This is a genomic window from Nocardia sp. NPDC127579, from assembly GCF_042672005.1.
In the GTDB taxonomy this organism is placed as follows: Bacteria; Actinomycetota; Actinomycetes; order Mycobacteriales; family Mycobacteriaceae; genus Nocardia.
In genome coordinates, this window is record NZ_JBHXVZ010000010.1 from 234,444 (window position 1) to 251,838 (window position 17,395).

The following is a 17,395-nucleotide window of genomic DNA, read 5'->3' on the forward strand; positions in this document are numbered from 1 at the left end:
GTGCTGGTGACCTCGATAACGCTCGACCATGTCCAGAAGCAGTACGACTCCGGAACCGATATCCGATTGGACGCCACCGTCGGCGCCGGTGAACTGTTCACCCTGCTCGGGCCCTCCGGCTGCGGGAAATCGACGCTGCTGCGCATGATCGCCGGATTCGTGGCACCGACCAGTGGCCGAATCCTGTTCGGCGACAAGGATGTCACCGGGATGGCCCCGAACCGCCGGGATACCGGGATGGTGTTCCAGAACTACGCGCTGTTCCCGCATATGACGGTCGCCGAGAACGTGGCCTACGGATTGAAGACGCGCAGGATCGGGCGGAAGGACCGCAAACCACGGGTGCGGGCGGCGCTCGAACAGGTCGGCCTGGCCGGTTACGCCGCCCGCCGGATCGACCAGCTGTCGGGCGGGCAGCAACAGCGGGTGGCACTGGCGCGCGCGGTGGTCATCGCGCCGACGGTGCTGCTGCTCGACGAGCCACTGTCGAATCTGGACGCGAAACTGCGTGAGGAGACTCGCGCCGAGATCCGGCGGGTGCAGACCGAAGCCGGTATCACCGCGGTCTATGTCACCCACGATCAGGCGGAGGCGATGGCGATGAGCGACCGTATCGCCGTGCTGGACGCCGGGCGCGTGCATCAGATCGACACCCCCGACACTGTTTATCACTGTCCCGCAACGGCATTCGTCGCCAGGTTCATCGGGCGCAGCAATGTGGTCCCGGTGCGGGTGGAGCATGTGGAGGAGCAGTCGGTCCGGGTGAGTCTGTCCGACGGTGCCGCCGTCACCCCGCCACCGCCGAACTTCGAGGTCGCGGCCGGAGACGAGCTGGCGCTGTCGATCCGACCGGAGACGCTGGGATTCACCACCCCCGAGGACGGTCTGTTCAAGGGGCGGGTATCTGTGCGCGAATTCAACGGTGCGACAAGTACTTACACCGTCGCATCGGAGGAGATGAGCCTCCAGGTCACCGTGTCCGACAGCGGTACTCGACCACAGCTGGGCGACAGCGTGTCCGTCGGCATCACCGCGGGCCGGCCCTGGTTGGTGCGGCCGTGACCGCTCCCGTGGCCGAGGTCGCGGCGGTGGCCGCGTCGCCACGGCGGCGGGTGCCGGCCACGTCCAGCGATCGTTTCGTCTATGTCCTGGCGGCACCGGTGCTCGCGGTACTGGTTTTCCTGGTTGTCGTCCCGATGGCCTACACGGCGGTCACCAGTACCGGTGGTGCGGGTGCCGCGGCGAACTACGGCAACTTTCTCGATGGTGCGTCCAGGACCGCGCTCACGTTGTCGGTCGGGATCGCGCTCGGTTCGGTCCTCGGCTGCTTGCTGGTGGGCACCCTGCTGGCGATCCTGTTGAACCGCTTCGACTTTCCCGGTCGCCGGATCCTGGAGACGGTGGCCATTCTGCCCATGGCGCTGCCGCCGCTGATCGGGGCGGTCTCGTTCGTGCTGCTCTACAGCGAGACCGGGATCGTGCCCCGAGCACTGGCTCAATGGTTCGGCTTCGACGCCGGAGTGGTCTCGGTGAACGGCATCGGTGGCGTGCTGCTGGTGCACGTCTTCACCATGTATCCGTTCGTCTACCTGCCGGTCGCCGCGGGGCTCGCGGGCCTGGACTCCGCTTTGGAATCGGCGGCCTACAACCTCGGCGCGAGCCGGATGCGGGTGTGGCGCACCGTGATTCTGCCCATGCTCACTCCGGCGCTGGCCTCGGGCGCGCTGCTGACCTTCATGATCTCGATGGCGTCGTTCACGGCGCCGCAGCTCTACAACGTCCAGACACTCACCATGCAGATAGTCGCGACCAAGACGGTCGGCAATCAGGAGCTCGCGGCCACGCTGGCGACCGTGCTGGCGACCGTGTCGATCCTGTTCCTGATCGCGATGAAGTGGTATCAGGGACGACGCCTGCACCGCAGTTTGTCCAAGGGAATCCAGCGCGATCGTACCGTCGGCCGGGGTCCCATCCGCTGGTTCGCGGGTGCGGGCTCGGCGATCCTGACCCTCGCGCTCATGGCTCCTGTGCTCACCGTTGTCCTGCTGTCGCTGTCCGTGGACGGATCCTGGACCTCGCAGATCCTGCCGCCGGAGTACACCTTCGCCAATTACGCCACGCTGTTCACGGATCCCGGGAGCCTGCTGCCGATCTCGGTGAGTGTCCAGATGAGCTTCGTCGCGACGATCGGTGCCATCGTGTTCGGTGTCGCCGGATCCTACGTGGTGGCCCGCTGGCGCGGGCCCGGCCGGAACTCGGTCGACTTCTTGATCATGCTGCCCTGGGCACTGCCCGGGACGGTCATCGGCGTCAATCTGGTGAACGCGTTCAACGAGCCGCGCGCGTCGAATCTGGGTCTGTCACTGGTCGGTGCCCTGTGGATCCTCCCGGTCGCCTACTTCGTGCGGTTCGTTCCGCTGGTGTTCCGCTCCACCTCGGCGGCGTTGGAAACCGTCGACCCGGCACTGGAGGAGGCGGCCCGGAATCTCGGTGCCGGACCGTTCACGGTCCTGCGCACCGTCACGATTCCTTTGATCTCGCGCGGCATCATCGGCGGAGCGCTCCTGGCGTTCGTGGACGGAGTCGGGGAATACGTCGCCTCCGTGGTCATCTATCCGGCCAGCTATCCGCCGCTGTCGGTGGAGATCTACAACCGCATCTACTCCTCGGAGTTCGGCACGGCCGCCGCCTATGGTTCGGTACAGATCGTGCTGATCCTCGCGGTGCTGATCACCGACAACGCGCTGCGGCGGGGGCGCTCGGGTGGCCCGGCATGATTCGGAAAGGACGGCATGGCAAAGAGATTCACCTCTGGCCGGGTACCCGCGACCGGGATGGAGTCCCTGTTCGCAACCCCGGCGCGCTGGCAGTGCTGGCTCGACGTCGAAGCCGCCCTGGCCCGCGCGCAGGCCGAACTGGGCCTGATACCGGCGGAGGCCGGCGCGGCGATCACCCGGGCATGTGACCTCGGACAGCTCGATGTGGCGCACGTCGAGACCGAGATCGAGCGCACCAGCCATCCACTCATGCCGCTCATCGTCGAACTGAGCCGGGTGACCGGTGAACCACACGGCGGATGGGTGCACTGGGGCGCCACCACCCAGAACATCACCCAGACCGGTGACACGCTGCTGTTGCGGCGTGCCCACGCGCTCATCGAAGCTCAACTGCGCGACATCCTGGCAGTGCTGGCCGATCTCACCGAGCGCACCGCCGACCTGGTCATGGCCGGGCGCACACACGGCCAGCACGCCGTCCCCATCACCTTCGGCTACAAGACCTCGGCGTGGATCGACGAGTGCCTTCGTCATCGCCGGCGTCTCGACGAGCTCGCGCCCCGGCTGTTCGTCGCGATAATCGGCGGCGCGGCGGGCACCGGCGCGTCATTCGGTGCGGATCCCGGGAAGCTACAGCGGGTGGTCGCCGGATACCTCGACCTGACGCCGATGCCGGTGCCGTCCCGCGCCATCGCCGATCACCACGCCGAATTCGTCACCGTGCTGGGACTGATCGCCACGACCAGCGGGAAGATCGGCCGCGAGATCTATCAGCTGATGAAGACCGAATACCAGGAGGCCGAGGAGCCGATGCCGGTCGGCACGGTCGGCAGCTCGACCATGCCGCACAAACGCAATCCGCAACTGTGCCAGGACATCATCGGCTGCACCAACGAGATTCGCGCACTCGTCCCGCTGGCCCTCGAATCCGCGCTGAGTGAGCACGAAGCCGACAACGCGCCCTCGGATATGTTCGAGGTCCAGCGACGGGTGTGCGAGCTGACCGCCGAGTCGCTCGCCCGGGTGCGGGTGATCCTCGCGGATCTACGGCTGAACCCGGAGCGGATGCGGCGCAACCTCGAGCTGTCGGCGGGCATGATCTCCTCCGAGGCGATCATGTTGCGGCTCGGGCTGATCCTCGGCCGGCAGACAGCACACGAGGTGGTGTACGACGCCGCCCAGACGGCCGCTACGACCGGGACATCGTTCGCCGATCTGCTGGCCGCTGACCGGCGGCTCACCGACGAGCTGGACGCTGCGGAGCTGAAATGGCTGCTGGAGCACGAAACCCACCTCGGCTCCGCCGCGTCCATCGCCCGCGTTCAGGCGGCTCGCGCCCGTGAACGCGGGGATGCCGACGCCCAGCAATGACCGGGTGACGCCGTGCGGCCGCGCTGCCGCTGCGACGGGTCAGCCCGCACGGCGGTCACCGACCGGTGCGGCGGTCGGAATACCGAGCGCGCGCAATTGGTCGTGCGTCCGCGATCGGATCCAAGTCTGTGCGACGACGTAGCCTCGATCGAACTGCTGAACGGTCGTCTGCGCCGGAGGTTTCATCGCGGAGCCGTACGGCAGATTGCCGAATATTGTCGAATCGCGCACGGTCGGGTAGTTGTACGGGCGTGGGCGATCGGTGATGACAGGTAGCGCCGGATGCATGAGCGGAAAGACCAGCCCACCGCGACTGTTGTGTGGTTCCGGGGTCGACATCTCCAGGATCAAGGCCGGGTCCGGCGCGAAAACCTCATGTGGAACCCGGTATTGGAGTCCGCCGTCGAAGAGGTCCTCCAGTCCGGCGGCCGCCGGCAGCGCCCCGGGGAACCGAGTCGCGGCGACGAGCACGTCGGCGACGGGGAGATCGTCGAATCCGAGCTTCGGCAGGTCTCTCGGCAGCAGCAGAGTGCCGTGTGTCGCGGAGTAGACCGGGATGATCAGCGCGGACGCCAGCCCCCGTGGCGCCAGTCCGCTCAGTTCCCGGGGCAGGGCGAAGTCGGCGAAGGTCCGGTCGCCGACGATCGCGTCGGCCAGCCGCCGAAGCTGGGCGTCGGGATAGAGTTCACGCTTGGTCAAGAATCCGCGCAGACTGCGTTTTCCCAGCACATCGACTTCCGGAAAGTCCGCCGCCAGCCGGCGTGCTTCGGAACCGTTGATACCCATCGCGACCACCGCGGCCGCGAAGGCACCGGCGCTGACCCCGAGCACGATCGGCTGGGGTGTGACCGACGAGCTGCGCTGCGCGGTCGCCAGCCGAGCCGACAGTGCCTCGACCGCGCCGCTGGTCATCCCGATCATGAACGCGAGACTGCGACCGGCTACCCCGGCCAGGATGCGGATCACAGGGGGCTGCGCTGTCATATCCTTTGTCCTCGACTCTTGTGGGCCGCCGCAGCGAGCGCCGATCGAAGGCCATATCGTGTCGGTGTCACCGGATGCGGTAGGCGGTTCGCGAACTTCTGTTCCGACCGGGTCTCGGGCGCGTCGTCTGCCGTGCGGCGCAGCAAGCGATTCGGCAGCGCCAGCTTGAACACCGTCCGATAGGACTGCCAGAACTGGTGTGGCAGTGAGCCACTGGTGTACGGCAGGTCGTACTTGTCACACACCTCGCGCACCCGCACCGCGATGTCCGCGTAGCGATTGCTGGGCAGGTCGGGGAACAGGTGATGTTCGATCTGGAAGCAGAGGTTGCCGGTCAGGAATGCCAGTACGGGACCGGCGGTGAAATTGCTGGTGCCGAGCAATTGGCGGAGATACCACTCACCTCGGTTCTCGTTCTCGAATTCCTCGACGGTGAATTTCTCGGCGCCGTCCGGGAAGTGGCCGCACATGATCACGACATAGGCCCAAAGATTCCGCAGCACCAGCGCGGTGACATTCGCCTGGACGGTGGATTTGAATCTTCGGCCCGAGAGAGCGGGGAAGAACAGCAGATCCTTGCCGAGCTGCCGGGACAGTTTGCGGAGGAAGGCGGTGTTCGGTGCCGACACGAGGTGGCGGCGCGGCGCGGACGTATGCCTGCGCTCCAGTCCCCAGTCGTGCAAGGAGATGGCCCATTCGAATCCGGCGGCGACGACCACGCTCACCAGCGGCTGGATGAGGTGGATCGGACGCCACGGCTCGTCACGCGTCATGCGCAGGACGACGAAGCTCAGGTCCTCGTCCAGGCCGACGACATTGGTGTAGGTGTGGTGGACATAATTGTGCGAGCGCTTCCACTGTGCCGACGGCCCGGCGAAATCCCATTCCCATGTGGTGGAATGGATTTCCGGATCATTCATCCAATCCCACTGGCCGTGCGAGATATTGTGGCCGAGCTCCATCATCTCGATCACCTTGGCGGTGGTCAGCAGGGCGATGCCCAGGTACCGGGCGCCGCGCTGTCGGCTCGCCAGAAGTGTTGCGCGCCCGGCGATTTCCAGGGTTCGCTGGATTCTGATCGCGCGCAGGATGTACTCACGATCGCGATGGCCACGGGACTGCTCGACCTCACGCCGAAGGGTGTCCAGGTCCGTGCGCAGCGCGTCGATATCGGAATCGGTCAGGTGGGCGAAAGCTTTGATATCGGTGATCGCCACGCGGGTCCTTTCGGGAACTGACCGGGAGCATCGGAACCGGCGTGGCGGTCCGGGGAGTCCGTCCGCTGGGGGTGGCCGCGCGCTGCAGGTTCACAGCCACCGCCCAGCGGGTGAGGTGGGATCCGCGTGATGAGGGTGGCGCGGATCCGAGGTGGGCCCGAGGGATGAGGTACCGCTGACCCGAACAGGACAGTACCGTCAAACAACGGCGCATTCAACAGGTGGCCGACATTTGACGGTTAGTTGAGCTGGGCGGTGGACCGGTTTCCCGCTGCTGGGAATACCGGGGCCGAGGTGTGACCCCGAGTGTCTATCGTCGACCACGCGAGATCGTCGGAAGGAAGTCCGAGTGTCAGCGGCCGAGGACGCGTTCTACACAGGTGTGCAAAAACTGGGTCTGGTCGCCGGGGGTGTGCGCGACGACCGCCAGGCGGCCGCGGCGTTCACGGCCGCGACCGACCTCGATCCCGATATGTGCGATGCGTGGCTGGGTCGCGCCATGGCCGGTGAGGTGACCGGTGAGGTGATCTACGGTGCCTATCGCTCGGTCCACAACCTGTATCGGGATCAGCAGCGGGCCGGTCTGGTCGAACGTGCGCTGTGGTGCCAGGTCGATGCCGGGATGTACGGGCTGCGGGTGGCGATGGCCGATCGCGATCAGATCGCGGTCGCGCAGGCCTGCTCCTACGCCGACGGCGGTGAATGGCGCGAAGCCGCGGCCATTCTCGACGAGATTCCGGCCGACGACGTCGCGGACTGGGTACGGATGTCGCTGTACTTCCGCACCGGACGGTGGCCGGAGGTGATCGCGGCGCGCGCCCGCAGGCCCCAATTGCAGGACGACCTGCTCGATATCGCGGCCGAGCTGATGGCTGCCGAATCCTTTGCCCGGCTCGGCCGATTCGAGGAGGCGTTGCCGCGCACACAGCGGATCGTGCAGGAAAGCTCTTCGGGCAGCACCTCGTACCTGTGGGCTGATGCGCACTTCCTGCTCGGCATGGTGCTGCGGCACACCGGCGATCACGACGCCGCCGACAAATACCTGGGCGGGCTGCCGGGATCGGGACTGTGGTCCGAACGTGCGGAATGGCAACGGGCGGTAGGGGACAAGGCCTACCGGTTGCAGCTGACCACACCAGAGGTGATCGGTTCGCGGACCGACCCGTGGGACTCGAAGACCGGCGACGACCCGTCCGAAGTCGCGGCGGGCACCGCGCGCGCCGAGCGGGACGCGCTGCTGACCGAGGCCTCGGACCTCCTGCACGCGCAGATCGGCATGGACTCGGTCAAAGAGCAGGTGGACCGGCTCAAGTCCGGGGTGCAGATGGATCAGGTGCGCGCCAAGCGCGGCCTGGCCGTGGACGCCCGCGCACAGCACTTGATCTTCTCCGGCCCACCCGGCACCGGTAAGACGACCATCGCCCGCGTGATCGCCAAGATCTTCGCCGGCCTCGGCGTGGTACAGAACGCCGAGGTGATCGAAGCCTCACGCAACGACATGGTCGGAACCCACCTGGGCCACACCGCGCCGAAGACGAACGCGCTGATCGACTCGGCGCTGGGCGGTGTGTTGTTCGTCGACGAGGCCTACACCCTGATCCAGGAGGGGTTGTCCGGCGGCGACGCGTTCGGCAAGGAAGCCGTCGATACGCTGCTGGCCCGGATGGAGAACGATCGCGACAAACTGGTCGTGATCATCGCGGGCTACGAGGAGGAGATCGACCGGTTCCTGGCCTCCAACGACGGGCTCGCCTCCCGGTTCACCAAGCGGATCCGATTTGCCAGCTACGATCCCGAGGAGCTGGTACTTATCGCGGATCACATTGCGCGCAAGAAGGATTCGATCCTCGCCGGACCGGCCCGCGAGGTGCTGCTCGCGCGCTGTGCGGCGCTGTCCGAGCACAGCCGCAACGGTCGCCGGCTCATCGATCTGGCCGGCAACGGCCGCTTCATCCGGAATGTGGTCGAGGCCGCCGAGGCCGAACGGGACTATCGCTTCGTCCGGGACAACGTCGATGTCTCGGTATTGACCGACGAAGAGCTGATGACCATCGATGCCGCCGATATCACCGCGGCGGTCAGCGGCCTGGCGCCCAGCACGGCGGTGTGAGTCGTGGCCCGCTTCCGGGTGGTGACCAGGCACCAGGTGTCGGGGTGGCGATTTCTGCTGCGCCGCATCGAGCACGCCCTGGTGCGCCGGGAAGCGTCGATGATCGACGATCCGCAGCGCGGCCGGTCCACCGCCCTGGCGATCGGAATCGCCCTGACCTGTGTCGTGATCGCCGGGGCCGCCGTACTGGCTTTCTTCAAACCGGCGAAGAAGATCGGGGATTCGAAGATCGTCGCCGACAAGGATTCCGGCGCGCTGTTCGTCCGGGTCGGCGATCGGATGTATCCGGCGCTGAATCTGACCTCCGCACGGTTGATCATCGGATCGCCGGACAATCCGGTTCGCGTCGGCCGGGACGAACTGGCGAAGTTTCCCCGTGGCCCGTGGGTGGGGATTCCGGGCGCGCCTGGCAGCATCACCGATTCCGGTGACCGCCACTCCGACTGGGCCGTCTGCGATTCATCGAGAACCGAAGCGGCCGCGCTCGTCGACCCCAAGACCGGACTGCCGACGACCAGTCGTTCCGCGGTGCGAACCACCGTGATCGGCGGCCCGCTCACGGTGGACGGCGCGGCGGCGCGGCAGCTGGCCGAGGGTGAGGCCCGCCTGCTCCGTGCCGACAAGACCACCTGGCTGGTCTATCGCGATGGTCCCAACGGTGTCGTGCGGGCCGCGATCGATCTCGCGGACTCGCCGGTGCTGCTCGCGCTTGGAATCGATGCCACCACACCGGTACTCGGGGCCTCCACCGGTCTGATCAACGCGATTCCGGAAGTGCCGCCGATTCGGGTTCCGGTCGTGCCGGGCGCCGGTGACATCGTCACGCTCGCTTCCGGTCTCACCGCTCCGGTGGGTTCGGTGCTGACCGTCGCCGGGACCGATCAGGGGGCGATGAACTATCTGGTGTCGCAGAGCGGCGTCGTTCGGATCACCGCCGTGCTCGCCTCGATGATCCGCAACGCCGACTCCCACGGCGCCGTGGTCACCAGAACCGTCGGGCCCGATGTGATCGCGGACAATCTGCGCCCCGGCGGATGGCCCGGGACGGCGACCTATCCGACCGCGCCGGTGCGCCTCGCCGACGCCGAGCGGCTCGCGGTGACGTGCTACAGCTGGGCCAAGGGCGACGGCGAACCGAACGCGGCTACCGCGCTGCTGGTCGCCGGCCGATTGCCGGTGACGTCGAGCGAACAGAACCGTGCCGTCGATCTGGTGACCGCCGCCGGGGCGAAGGGCGTGACCGCCGACGCCGCGTACGTACCGAAGGACACCGGTCGTTTCGTCCAGGTCACGGGCGCGAATTCGGCATCGCCCCTGCGTGAATCGCTGTACTGGATCTCCGACAGCGGCGTTCGCTACGGCATCGACACCGGGACCGACACCTCCGGCACGACCTTGCGCGCGCTCGGGTTGCGCGCGCCGGTGCCCGCACCCTGGCCGATTGTGTCGCTGTTCGCGGTCGGGCCCGCGCTCTCGCAACGAGACGCGCGGATCCAGCACGACGGCCTGCCGCCGAACAAGATCGTCGCCGGCCTGGGCGGTACCCCCTAGTGACCAGCACTCGCCGCTTCGTCCGGCCCGCCCGCATGGTGCGCGGCCCCAAGGCGCCCGCGGTCACCGAATTGCGCCTGCAACCGCCGACCGAACTGCCCAAACCCGTTCCGCCGTCCCGGCTTCGAATGATCATGCCGGTCATCATGGTGTCGGCGATGGCGGGCATGATGGTCATGATGTTCCGCAGCGGCGGGACGCCCTCGCCGATGATGCTGTTCTTCCCGCTCATGATGCTGGTCTCGATGTTCGGCATGATGGGCGGCAGTCTCGCCGGTACCGGCGCCGGGGGCGGGTCGGCCGGCCTCAACGAGGAGCGCAAGGACTATCTGCGCAGTATCACCGACAACCGCAAGACCGTGCACACCGCGGAAGCGGAGTTGTACACCTATCTGCGTTTCACTCATCCGGGCCCGTTCGAGATCTCCCAGTTGATCGGCAGTCAGCGCATGTGGGAGGTCCAGGTCGCCGGCCCGCAGTTCCTGCGAGTGCGGATGGGGCGGGGCCGGATCGCCAATCAGGTGCGGGTGATCGTTCCGGAGGCCGCGCCGACGTCGGATCTGGACCCGGTCGGCGTCGTCGAACTGACCAGGTTCGCCAAGGCGTACTCCACCGTCGGCGGTATGCCCGTGGCGATCAACCTGCTCTCGGCGCCACTGGTCGGGGTCGACGGTGCCGAGGAAGCGGTCGCCGGATTGGTCCGGGCGATGATCGCCGAGATCGCGGTACTGCACGGTCCGGATCAGGTGGCGATCGCGGCGGTGGTCGCCGACCCCGAGGCGCCCGCGTGGTCCTGGCTGAAATGGCTGCCACACACCCAGCATTCCAGTGATACCGATGCGATCGGGACCGGCCGCATGATGTACCGGACCGTCGCGGAGCTCCGGACGAAGGTGCTGGCCGGGCTGAACCGGGGACCGTTCTCCGCCAACGCGCAATCCACATTGGACAAGAAGCATTTCGTGTTGCTCGTCGACGGTGGCGGCCAGCATGCCGAACGCGATATCTCCGGTATCGAGAGCTGCACTTGGATCCGGCTGGGCTCGACGGAACAGACGCTACCGCGCGCACTGCGATTCATCGTCAACGAGGATCGGTCGCTGAACGAAGTGACCCCGCGTGGTCTGCGGCGGGTCGGCGTGGCTGACACGATGTCGGTATCGGCCGCCACCGCCCTGGCCCGCGGGCTGTCGCGGTACCGGCTGTCGACGGTGGTGGAGGCGGTCGCTGCCGATCAGGCCAGCGGCGGCACCACCTGGGCCGATCTGATCGGCGTCCCGGACCCGGGAGCGTTGCGCGTGGATCGGCAGTGGGTGTCGCGCCGGGATGTGGACCGGTCGCGGTTGAACATCCCGTTCGGTTACGACCCCGCGGGCGGCACCGTCTACCTCGATATCAAGGAGTCGGCCGAGGAGGGGATGGGCCCGCACGGCATGTGTATCGGGGCCACCGGCTCCGGCAAATCGGAATTCCTTCGGACACTGGTGCTTTCGGCGGTCGCGACGCACTCTCCGGACACGCTGAACCTGCTGCTCGTCGACTTCAAGGGCGGCGCGACCTTCCTCGGGTTCGACCGGCTGTCGCACGTGACGGCCGTGGTCACCAATATGGAGGAGGAAGCCGATCTCGTCACCCGCATGGAAGACGTGATCAACGGCGAAATGGCACGGCGGCAACGGATTCTGCGCGACGCGGGCAACTTCGCCAGCGTCGCCGACTACGAACGCGCCCGGGAACAGGGCGCGGAACTGCCGCCACTGCCCACACTGCTGATCATCCTGGACGAGTTCGCCGAACTGCTCGAGCAATACCCGAACTTCTCGAAGTTGTTCGTGGCCATCGGCCGGCTCGGCCGGTCGCTGCGCGTGCATCTGCTGCTGTCCTCGCAGAAGGTGCCCGCCAACCGGATGGGTGAACTGGAAGCGCACCTGTCCTATCGAGTCGCGTTGCGCACCAACCAGACCAGCGATTCCCGCGATGCCATCGGCACCGCCGACGCCTACCACCTGCCGAAGAAACCGGGGTCCGGCTACCTGCGCATCGGCGCGGGCGAGCTACAGCGCTTCCAGGCCGCCTATGTCGGATCACCGTATGTGCCGGCGACTCAGGTTTCCGCGACCGGTGCCCAGCGGGCTCGCCGCCCGGGCGGTGGATACCGTCCGCCGCAGCGGTTCACCGCCGCGCCGATCATCGATGTGCGGGCGGCACCGGTCGAACCCCGGCCGATTGCTGCGGAACCGGACGGGGCGGAAACGGACACCGTGACCGTGATGGAGGAGACGCTGCGTCAGCTCGCCGGGCAGGGGCGACCGGCCCACCGAATGTGGTTGCCGCCATTGAATATTCCGCCGACACTGGACCGGATGGTCGCCGCGGTGACGCCGGGTTCCCTACAGCTGCCGCTGGCGCTGGTGGACAAGCCGCGCCAGCAGCGTCAGGATGTGTGGTCGGTCGATCTGTCCGGCGCAGGCGGCCACATGGCTGTCGTAGGCGGCCCACAATCCGGGAAATCGACTGCGCTGCAATCCCTTATCCTCTCCGCCGCGCTGACCCACACGCCGGAGCAGGCGCAGTTCTACTGCCTGGATTTCTCCGGTGGTGCGCTGTCGGCGCTGAAGGAACTACCGCATGTGGGTTCGGTCGCGGGCGCGCGCGACGTGGACCGCATCCGGCGCACGATCGCCCTGATCACGAGTCTGATCGAGACCCGGCAGACGCTGTTCGCGGAGTTCGGTATCGATACCGTGCGCAAGTTCCGTGCCATCCGCAATTCCTCCGACGGGCCACCGCCCTGGGCGGAGCGCGATCCCTATGGTGATGTGTTCCTGGTGGTCGATGGCTGGGATGTCGGGTTCGCGACCAACGGCCCGTACTTCGACGAGTACTCCGCGACCATGGAATCCATTGCGGTGCAAGGGTTGAACTACGGGGTGCACCTGGTGGTCGCGAGCTCGCGCTGGGTGGCGATCCGGCCCGCGGTCAAGGATATGATCCAGACCAGGGTCGAGATGCGGCTCGGCGACCTGACCGACACCGTGTTCAATGCCCACCGCAATGTGGTCGCGGCGGTACCCGCCGACCGGCCCGGTCGTTGCATCTCCGCCGAAGCCCTGCACATGTTCACGGCGCTGCCGCGCGTCGACGGCGACCCCGATGCCGAATCCGCCTCGGCCGGACTGGAATCCGCGATCCATCAGGTGCGCGCACACTACCCGGGGCGGGCGGCGCCGCCGGTGAAGTTGTTGCCGGCGCGTATCGAACTCGAACAGGTATTGTCCGGGCAGCCGGAACCGGTGAACCTGGCGCAACGGCTGGTAGTGCCCTTCGGGGTGCGTGAATCCGATTTGAGTGTCGCCGCAGTCGATTTCGGGGTGTCGAACCATCTCATCGTGCTCGGTTCCTCCGGGTGTGGAAAGTCCACGGTGCTGGCGGCGCTGCTCGAGTCGATCGGGCGGCGGTTCGACGCTGCCCAGGCCCGCGTGCTGCTCATCGACTATCGTCGTCGGCACCTGGAATCGGTGCCTCCGGAGATGCTGATCGGCCACGTCACCAGCGAACGGGACGTACAAGCCGCGTTGCCCCCGCTTGTGGAGAAGATGCGCGCACGTCGCCCACCCGCGTCGGTCACCAGCCGTCAGCTCGCCGAACGTTCGTGGTGGAGTGGGCCCGAGGTATTCGTGATCGTCGACGACTATCACATGGTGGCGCAGCGCGGTGCACTCAATCCGCTCGAACCGCTCAAGGAAGTCCTGGTGGACAGCCGCGATACCGGCCTGCACGTGATCGCGGCCCGCAATATCGCTCAGGCGGATACGGCATTGTACGACAACGTGATCGGCCAAATGAAGAACCTGAACTCGGCGGGCCTGATCATGGACGGCTCGCGGCTCGACGGCACGCTTATCGGCGATGTCAAGGCAGCGAAGCAGCCGATCGGCCGTGGAATTCTGGTCGAACCCATGGTGTCGCGCAAGGACTTGATCCAAGGCGCCTCGGTGCCATCCCGGCTCTGACCTCGGCCTACGTTCCCAATCTTGGGAATCGCTTAATCTTCAAAATGCTACCGACGAGTTCGATCGGAGCCCGACATGGCACTTCCGCCGAGCCTCTCGCCTCGGCTGCCAGTGTGAAATGAAAGGAAGATCCCATGGCTGCTCTCGTCTGCACCGGCTCGCCGGAGGAGCTGAACGACTTCGCGCTCAAGATCAACAACTTTGCCGAGACCCTGATGGCCAGGAAGGGGCAGGCGCAGGGAACCCAGGGCGATGTCGCTGTCGCATCCAGTAATTCATACTCGTCGACGGCTTCTCAAGGGTTGTACGACAATTACATTGCGGCGCTCAATAATCTGATCAAGCTCTGCATTGCGGGGAGCGAAGCAGTGAAGAAGACGGCTGTGGAACGGGATGCCCATGACCAGGAAGCTGCTTCCGGCCTGAACTACGCCAACTGGGTCTGAGCGAATCCGCACAAGCTGCACAAAGAGAGGTTGATCAAAATGCAGAACAACTATGGTATGTGGGACGACATTTCGGACCGTGAACGCGCCGCCAATGCGTCGGATCAGGACGAAGCCGCCAATTTCAATGCCCTGGTAAAGACCATGGAGCAAATCTTTCAGGGTGACGCCGGTAGTGCGAACTACGAGTACCAACTCAAGTTCCAGAACGCTTGGGACGAGGTGATCAGGACGAAGGCGGCGGCCAACTCGGCGATGCAGACATCGTTCGCCTCGGGCGGCAGCTGGCAGGGCAATGATGCCGCAATGGGTGCGCTGTTCCGGGCGATCTAGCCGGTGCGTGAATACCCACCTGGGCGGGCTCCCGAGTAGGCGCGAGCCCGCCCAGCGCATTCTTCCCACACCTGGGAAGCGCCTACTGTTCCACCTAGACCGACACAGCTCGAACGGAGTCCGACCATGCCGCTTCCCGTGAACGTCACTCCAGAACACTTGCAGACCACCAGCGCGGGTCTGAGCGCCGAGCAGTTCTCCTGCGGAGCCGTCATCACCGGTGTGGCAGCGGCGATGGTGCCGTTGCCGGCCGCGCTCGACCACCCGAGCATGCGGGCCGCGGCCGCATTCTCCGGCTATGCGAAGCAGATTCAGGAAATCTGGGCGGACGGACTGCTCAAAATGCAGGACGGTGCCGATGCTCTCGGCCCGGCCGCCGTCGGGTACGAGGCCGCCGACACCGCCAATGGCGCTGTCATCCAGAGCCACGCCACGAATTTCGACTAGCACGCGAGGTGCGGGAGGAGAGGTGCTGCCGTGCCGTTCTACGGGGCGTATCCGCCGGAATTGAACTCCGGGCGCTTGTCCGCCGGACCGGGTCCGGCACCGATGTTCGCCGCCGCCAAGGCATATGGCGCGGTGGCCGCGGGAATGAAAGCCACTGCGGGTGGCAGCGAGGGGTTGACATCCGCCATGGCGGCGACCTGGCAGGGCGATTCGGCGAACCGCGCGCAGAGCGCGTTCCGGGAACACAATGTCTGGTTGCACTCCCAGGCGATGATCGCGGCGCAGGTCGCGGGTCAGGCATTCGCCCAGGCGACGGCGTATTCCACGGCCTTGGCCAGCATGCCGCCGCTGGCGGTGATCCTGGCCAATCGGGCGGTGACCACCGCTTTGGTCGCGAGTAATTCGCTGGCGCAGAACACCCCGGCGATCGCCGCCAACGAGACCTTGTATCTGGCGATGTGGGTGCAGGCCGCCGCCGTCATGGAGACCTACGACGCGGCGACAGCGGTCAATACGGTGCTGCCGTTGAATCCGGCCGCACCGCCGATCACCTCGGCCCCTTACCCGCAGATGGCGCCGATCGGCTCACCGACGATCGCAGGCGGATTGGACTCGGCTCTGACCGGTCCGCAATCGCTGGGCGCCGAGGCAATCGACGCCGCCGCCAACACAGTGCCGGATGTCGCGCAGGCGGCAGAGGCCCCGATATCGGAACTCACCGGTCTCACGGATCCCTTGGCGGAGGCCCCTTTTCAGGGTCTGGAGAGTCTGGACGGACCGACCGAGCAGATGGGTTTTCCGGGCACCTCACCGACTTCGCCGACGCTTGCCGCACTGTCCGGCGGAGCGGGCAGCATGGTCGCGCTGGGCATGGTGCGTGGCGGAATCGGCACGATGTCCGGCGCCTCGACCGGATTCCGGATGCCGTCGAACTGGCGGCTCGGAACACAGACCAAGGCGTTCGGTGCGATTCCACAAGCTGCACCGTTCGCGCCGGTCGCCCCACGCAAGCCTCCGACGGGTGCCATCGCCCCGCGCACCGGCCGCCGCCGGGACCGGGACGAGGAGCATCGCACCGGCACCGTGTTCGCTCCCGGAACACCCGGGGACGTACCGGTGCTGGAGCGTCCACCCGCGATCGGGGTGCTCGAACACTTCGACGATGACCCCGAGGACTCGGGTCGGACGGAATGATCGAATCCGATCCGGTCGCGCTAGATCTGAATGTCGATGCCGCACTGGCGCTGCAGGATCTGGTGGGAATCGAGAGCTACCCGCCGGTGCTGGTGCTGCTTCCGAATATCTACGACGAGGAGGACAGCAGGCGGGTACGCGCGGTCGTGCTCGAGCAACTCGGCGAGGCGGGCATCATCGAGGACGGCCGGGTGCACCCGCAGGTCGAGCACTGGCTGCGCTGCCTGTACCGGCCCGATGTGGAACTGGTGGCGCGCATCATGGATGCCGGCCAGGATGGCGAGCCGGCGGCGATGCTGCGGTTGTCGCTGGTCCGGTGCGCGGACACCCATGTGCTGGCGGTGCGTTGCGACGACCACGTGGTCATCCAGCCGGTCTTCCAGCAGGATCGGGACCTGCGTCCGGTGGCGGCGGCCCTGGCCGCCGCGCTCGGCCCCTGTCCCGCACTGCGTTTCGAGCCGTTCACCGCGAACGCAGCACAGCTGGCGGAGATCGGCGCCGATCGCGCCGATCGGCGGGCCGCACTGCTCGAGCTGGGTGCGGAGCCGCATACCGCCGGCGTGCTCAGCCGGGTTCTCGACGAGGTGGTGCGGCGCGCCGAACTGGTGATGATCGAGCACCGAGACGGCGTGACAGGGGAACCGCAGACGTGCGTCAGTGTGCTCGACACACAGTCGGGGCGGCTCGTCGTGACGCCCCGCGCGGCGTTGGACGGGCAGATCTGGTCGACGTTCGCACCGGGCGACGATGCCGCGCTACAGGCGGGCATCGCCGCGCTGGTCGAACTACTTCCCGGGCGAAATTGGTTCGGCACCAGTCGAATCGATTGAGCTCCCGGGCGGGGGAGTAGAAGGATGAGGAAAGATGGACCGAGCACCGAAGACGAACGGGCACGCGTCGGGGTCGGCCACGGCCCGGGGAGGTTACGAGGCGCTGTTCGCCCAGTCGGCCG

The 17,395-nt window shown here is 66.7% G+C and carries 13 protein-coding genes; 11 read left to right on the forward strand and 2 right to left on the reverse strand.

The window, feature by feature from the left end; all coding sequences use genetic code 11:
- Positions 1-6: 6 nt before the first annotated feature.
- From ACFVMC_RS29155 to ACFVMC_RS29165, 3 genes are read left to right on the forward strand one after another with little or no spacing between them, the layout of a single operon-like run.
- Positions 7-1,062: an ABC transporter ATP-binding protein gene (locus ACFVMC_RS29155; RefSeq protein ID WP_379215529.1), complete on the forward strand. Its 1,056-nt coding sequence runs from the start codon at positions 7-9 to the stop codon at positions 1,060-1,062.
- Positions 1,059-2,777, forward strand: a complete 1,719-nt coding sequence (locus ACFVMC_RS29160) for an ABC transporter permease (RefSeq protein ID WP_379215531.1) — start codon at positions 1,059-1,061, stop codon at positions 2,775-2,777. Before ACFVMC_RS29155 ends, ACFVMC_RS29160 begins: the two co-directional genes overlap by 4 nt.
- 15 nt (positions 2,778-2,792) lie before the next feature.
- Positions 2,793-4,148 carry an adenylosuccinate lyase family protein gene (locus tag ACFVMC_RS29165; RefSeq protein ID WP_379215533.1) on the forward strand — a complete coding sequence of 452 codons (1,356 nt, stop codon included), beginning with the start codon at positions 2,793-2,795 and terminating at the stop codon, positions 4,146-4,148.
- A gap of 39 nt (positions 4,149-4,187) precedes the next feature.
- Here the strand turns inward: ACFVMC_RS29165 and ACFVMC_RS29170 are convergent, their stop codons facing one another.
- The gene (locus tag ACFVMC_RS29170; RefSeq protein WP_379215535.1) at positions 4,188-5,132 is read right to left on the reverse strand and encodes a patatin-like phospholipase family protein; all 945 of its coding nucleotides are present in this window, start codon (positions 5,130-5,132) and stop codon (positions 4,188-4,190) included.
- A complete protein-coding gene (locus ACFVMC_RS29175) occupies positions 5,129-6,349 on the reverse strand; it encodes a fatty acid desaturase family protein (protein WP_379215537.1) in 1,221 nt (406 codons plus the stop codon). Before ACFVMC_RS29175 ends, ACFVMC_RS29170 begins: the two co-directional genes overlap by 4 nt.
- Positions 6,350-6,698: 349 nt before the next feature.
- Here ACFVMC_RS29175 and eccA point away from each other — a divergent pair, with 349 nt between their 5' ends.
- The 8 genes from eccA to ACFVMC_RS29215 all read left to right on the forward strand — a co-directional run bounded on the left by eccA (position 6,699) and on the right by ACFVMC_RS29215 (position 17,273).
- Complete coding sequence (eccA, locus tag ACFVMC_RS29180; protein WP_379215539.1) at positions 6,699-8,459, forward strand: type VII secretion AAA-ATPase EccA; 1,761 nt, start codon at positions 6,699-6,701, stop codon at positions 8,457-8,459.
- A 3-nt stretch (positions 8,460-8,462) separates the two neighbouring features.
- Positions 8,463-10,010 carry a type VII secretion protein EccB gene (gene eccB, locus ACFVMC_RS29185; RefSeq protein ID WP_379215540.1) on the forward strand — a complete coding sequence of 516 codons (1,548 nt, stop codon included), beginning with the start codon at positions 8,463-8,465 and terminating at the stop codon, positions 10,008-10,010.
- Complete coding sequence (eccCa, locus tag ACFVMC_RS29190) at positions 10,010-14,023, forward strand: type VII secretion protein EccCa (RefSeq protein WP_379215542.1); 4,014 nt, start codon at positions 10,010-10,012, stop codon at positions 14,021-14,023. Before eccB ends, eccCa begins: the two co-directional genes overlap by 1 nt.
- Before the next feature lie 134 nt (positions 14,024-14,157).
- Entirely contained in the window at positions 14,158-14,469 is a 312-nt protein-coding gene (locus tag ACFVMC_RS29195; RefSeq protein ID WP_379215543.1) for a hypothetical protein, read from the forward strand.
- 39 nt (positions 14,470-14,508) lie between these two features.
- A complete protein-coding gene (locus ACFVMC_RS29200) occupies positions 14,509-14,802 on the forward strand; it encodes a hypothetical protein (protein ID WP_379215545.1) in 294 nt (97 codons plus the stop codon).
- Between the two features lie 126 nt (positions 14,803-14,928).
- Entirely contained in the window at positions 14,929-15,249 is a 321-nt protein-coding gene (locus tag ACFVMC_RS29205) for a PE domain-containing protein (RefSeq protein WP_379215547.1), read from the forward strand.
- Between the two features lie 30 nt (positions 15,250-15,279).
- Complete coding sequence (locus ACFVMC_RS29210) at positions 15,280-16,443, forward strand: PPE family protein (protein ID WP_379215548.1); 1,164 nt, start codon at positions 15,280-15,282, stop codon at positions 16,441-16,443.
- A complete protein-coding gene (locus tag ACFVMC_RS29215; RefSeq protein ID WP_379215550.1) occupies positions 16,440-17,273 on the forward strand; it encodes an ESX secretion-associated protein EspG in 834 nt (277 codons plus the stop codon). The genes ACFVMC_RS29210 and ACFVMC_RS29215 overlap by 4 nt, the downstream gene beginning before the upstream one ends.
- The last annotated feature ends 122 nt before the right edge of the window (positions 17,274-17,395 follow it).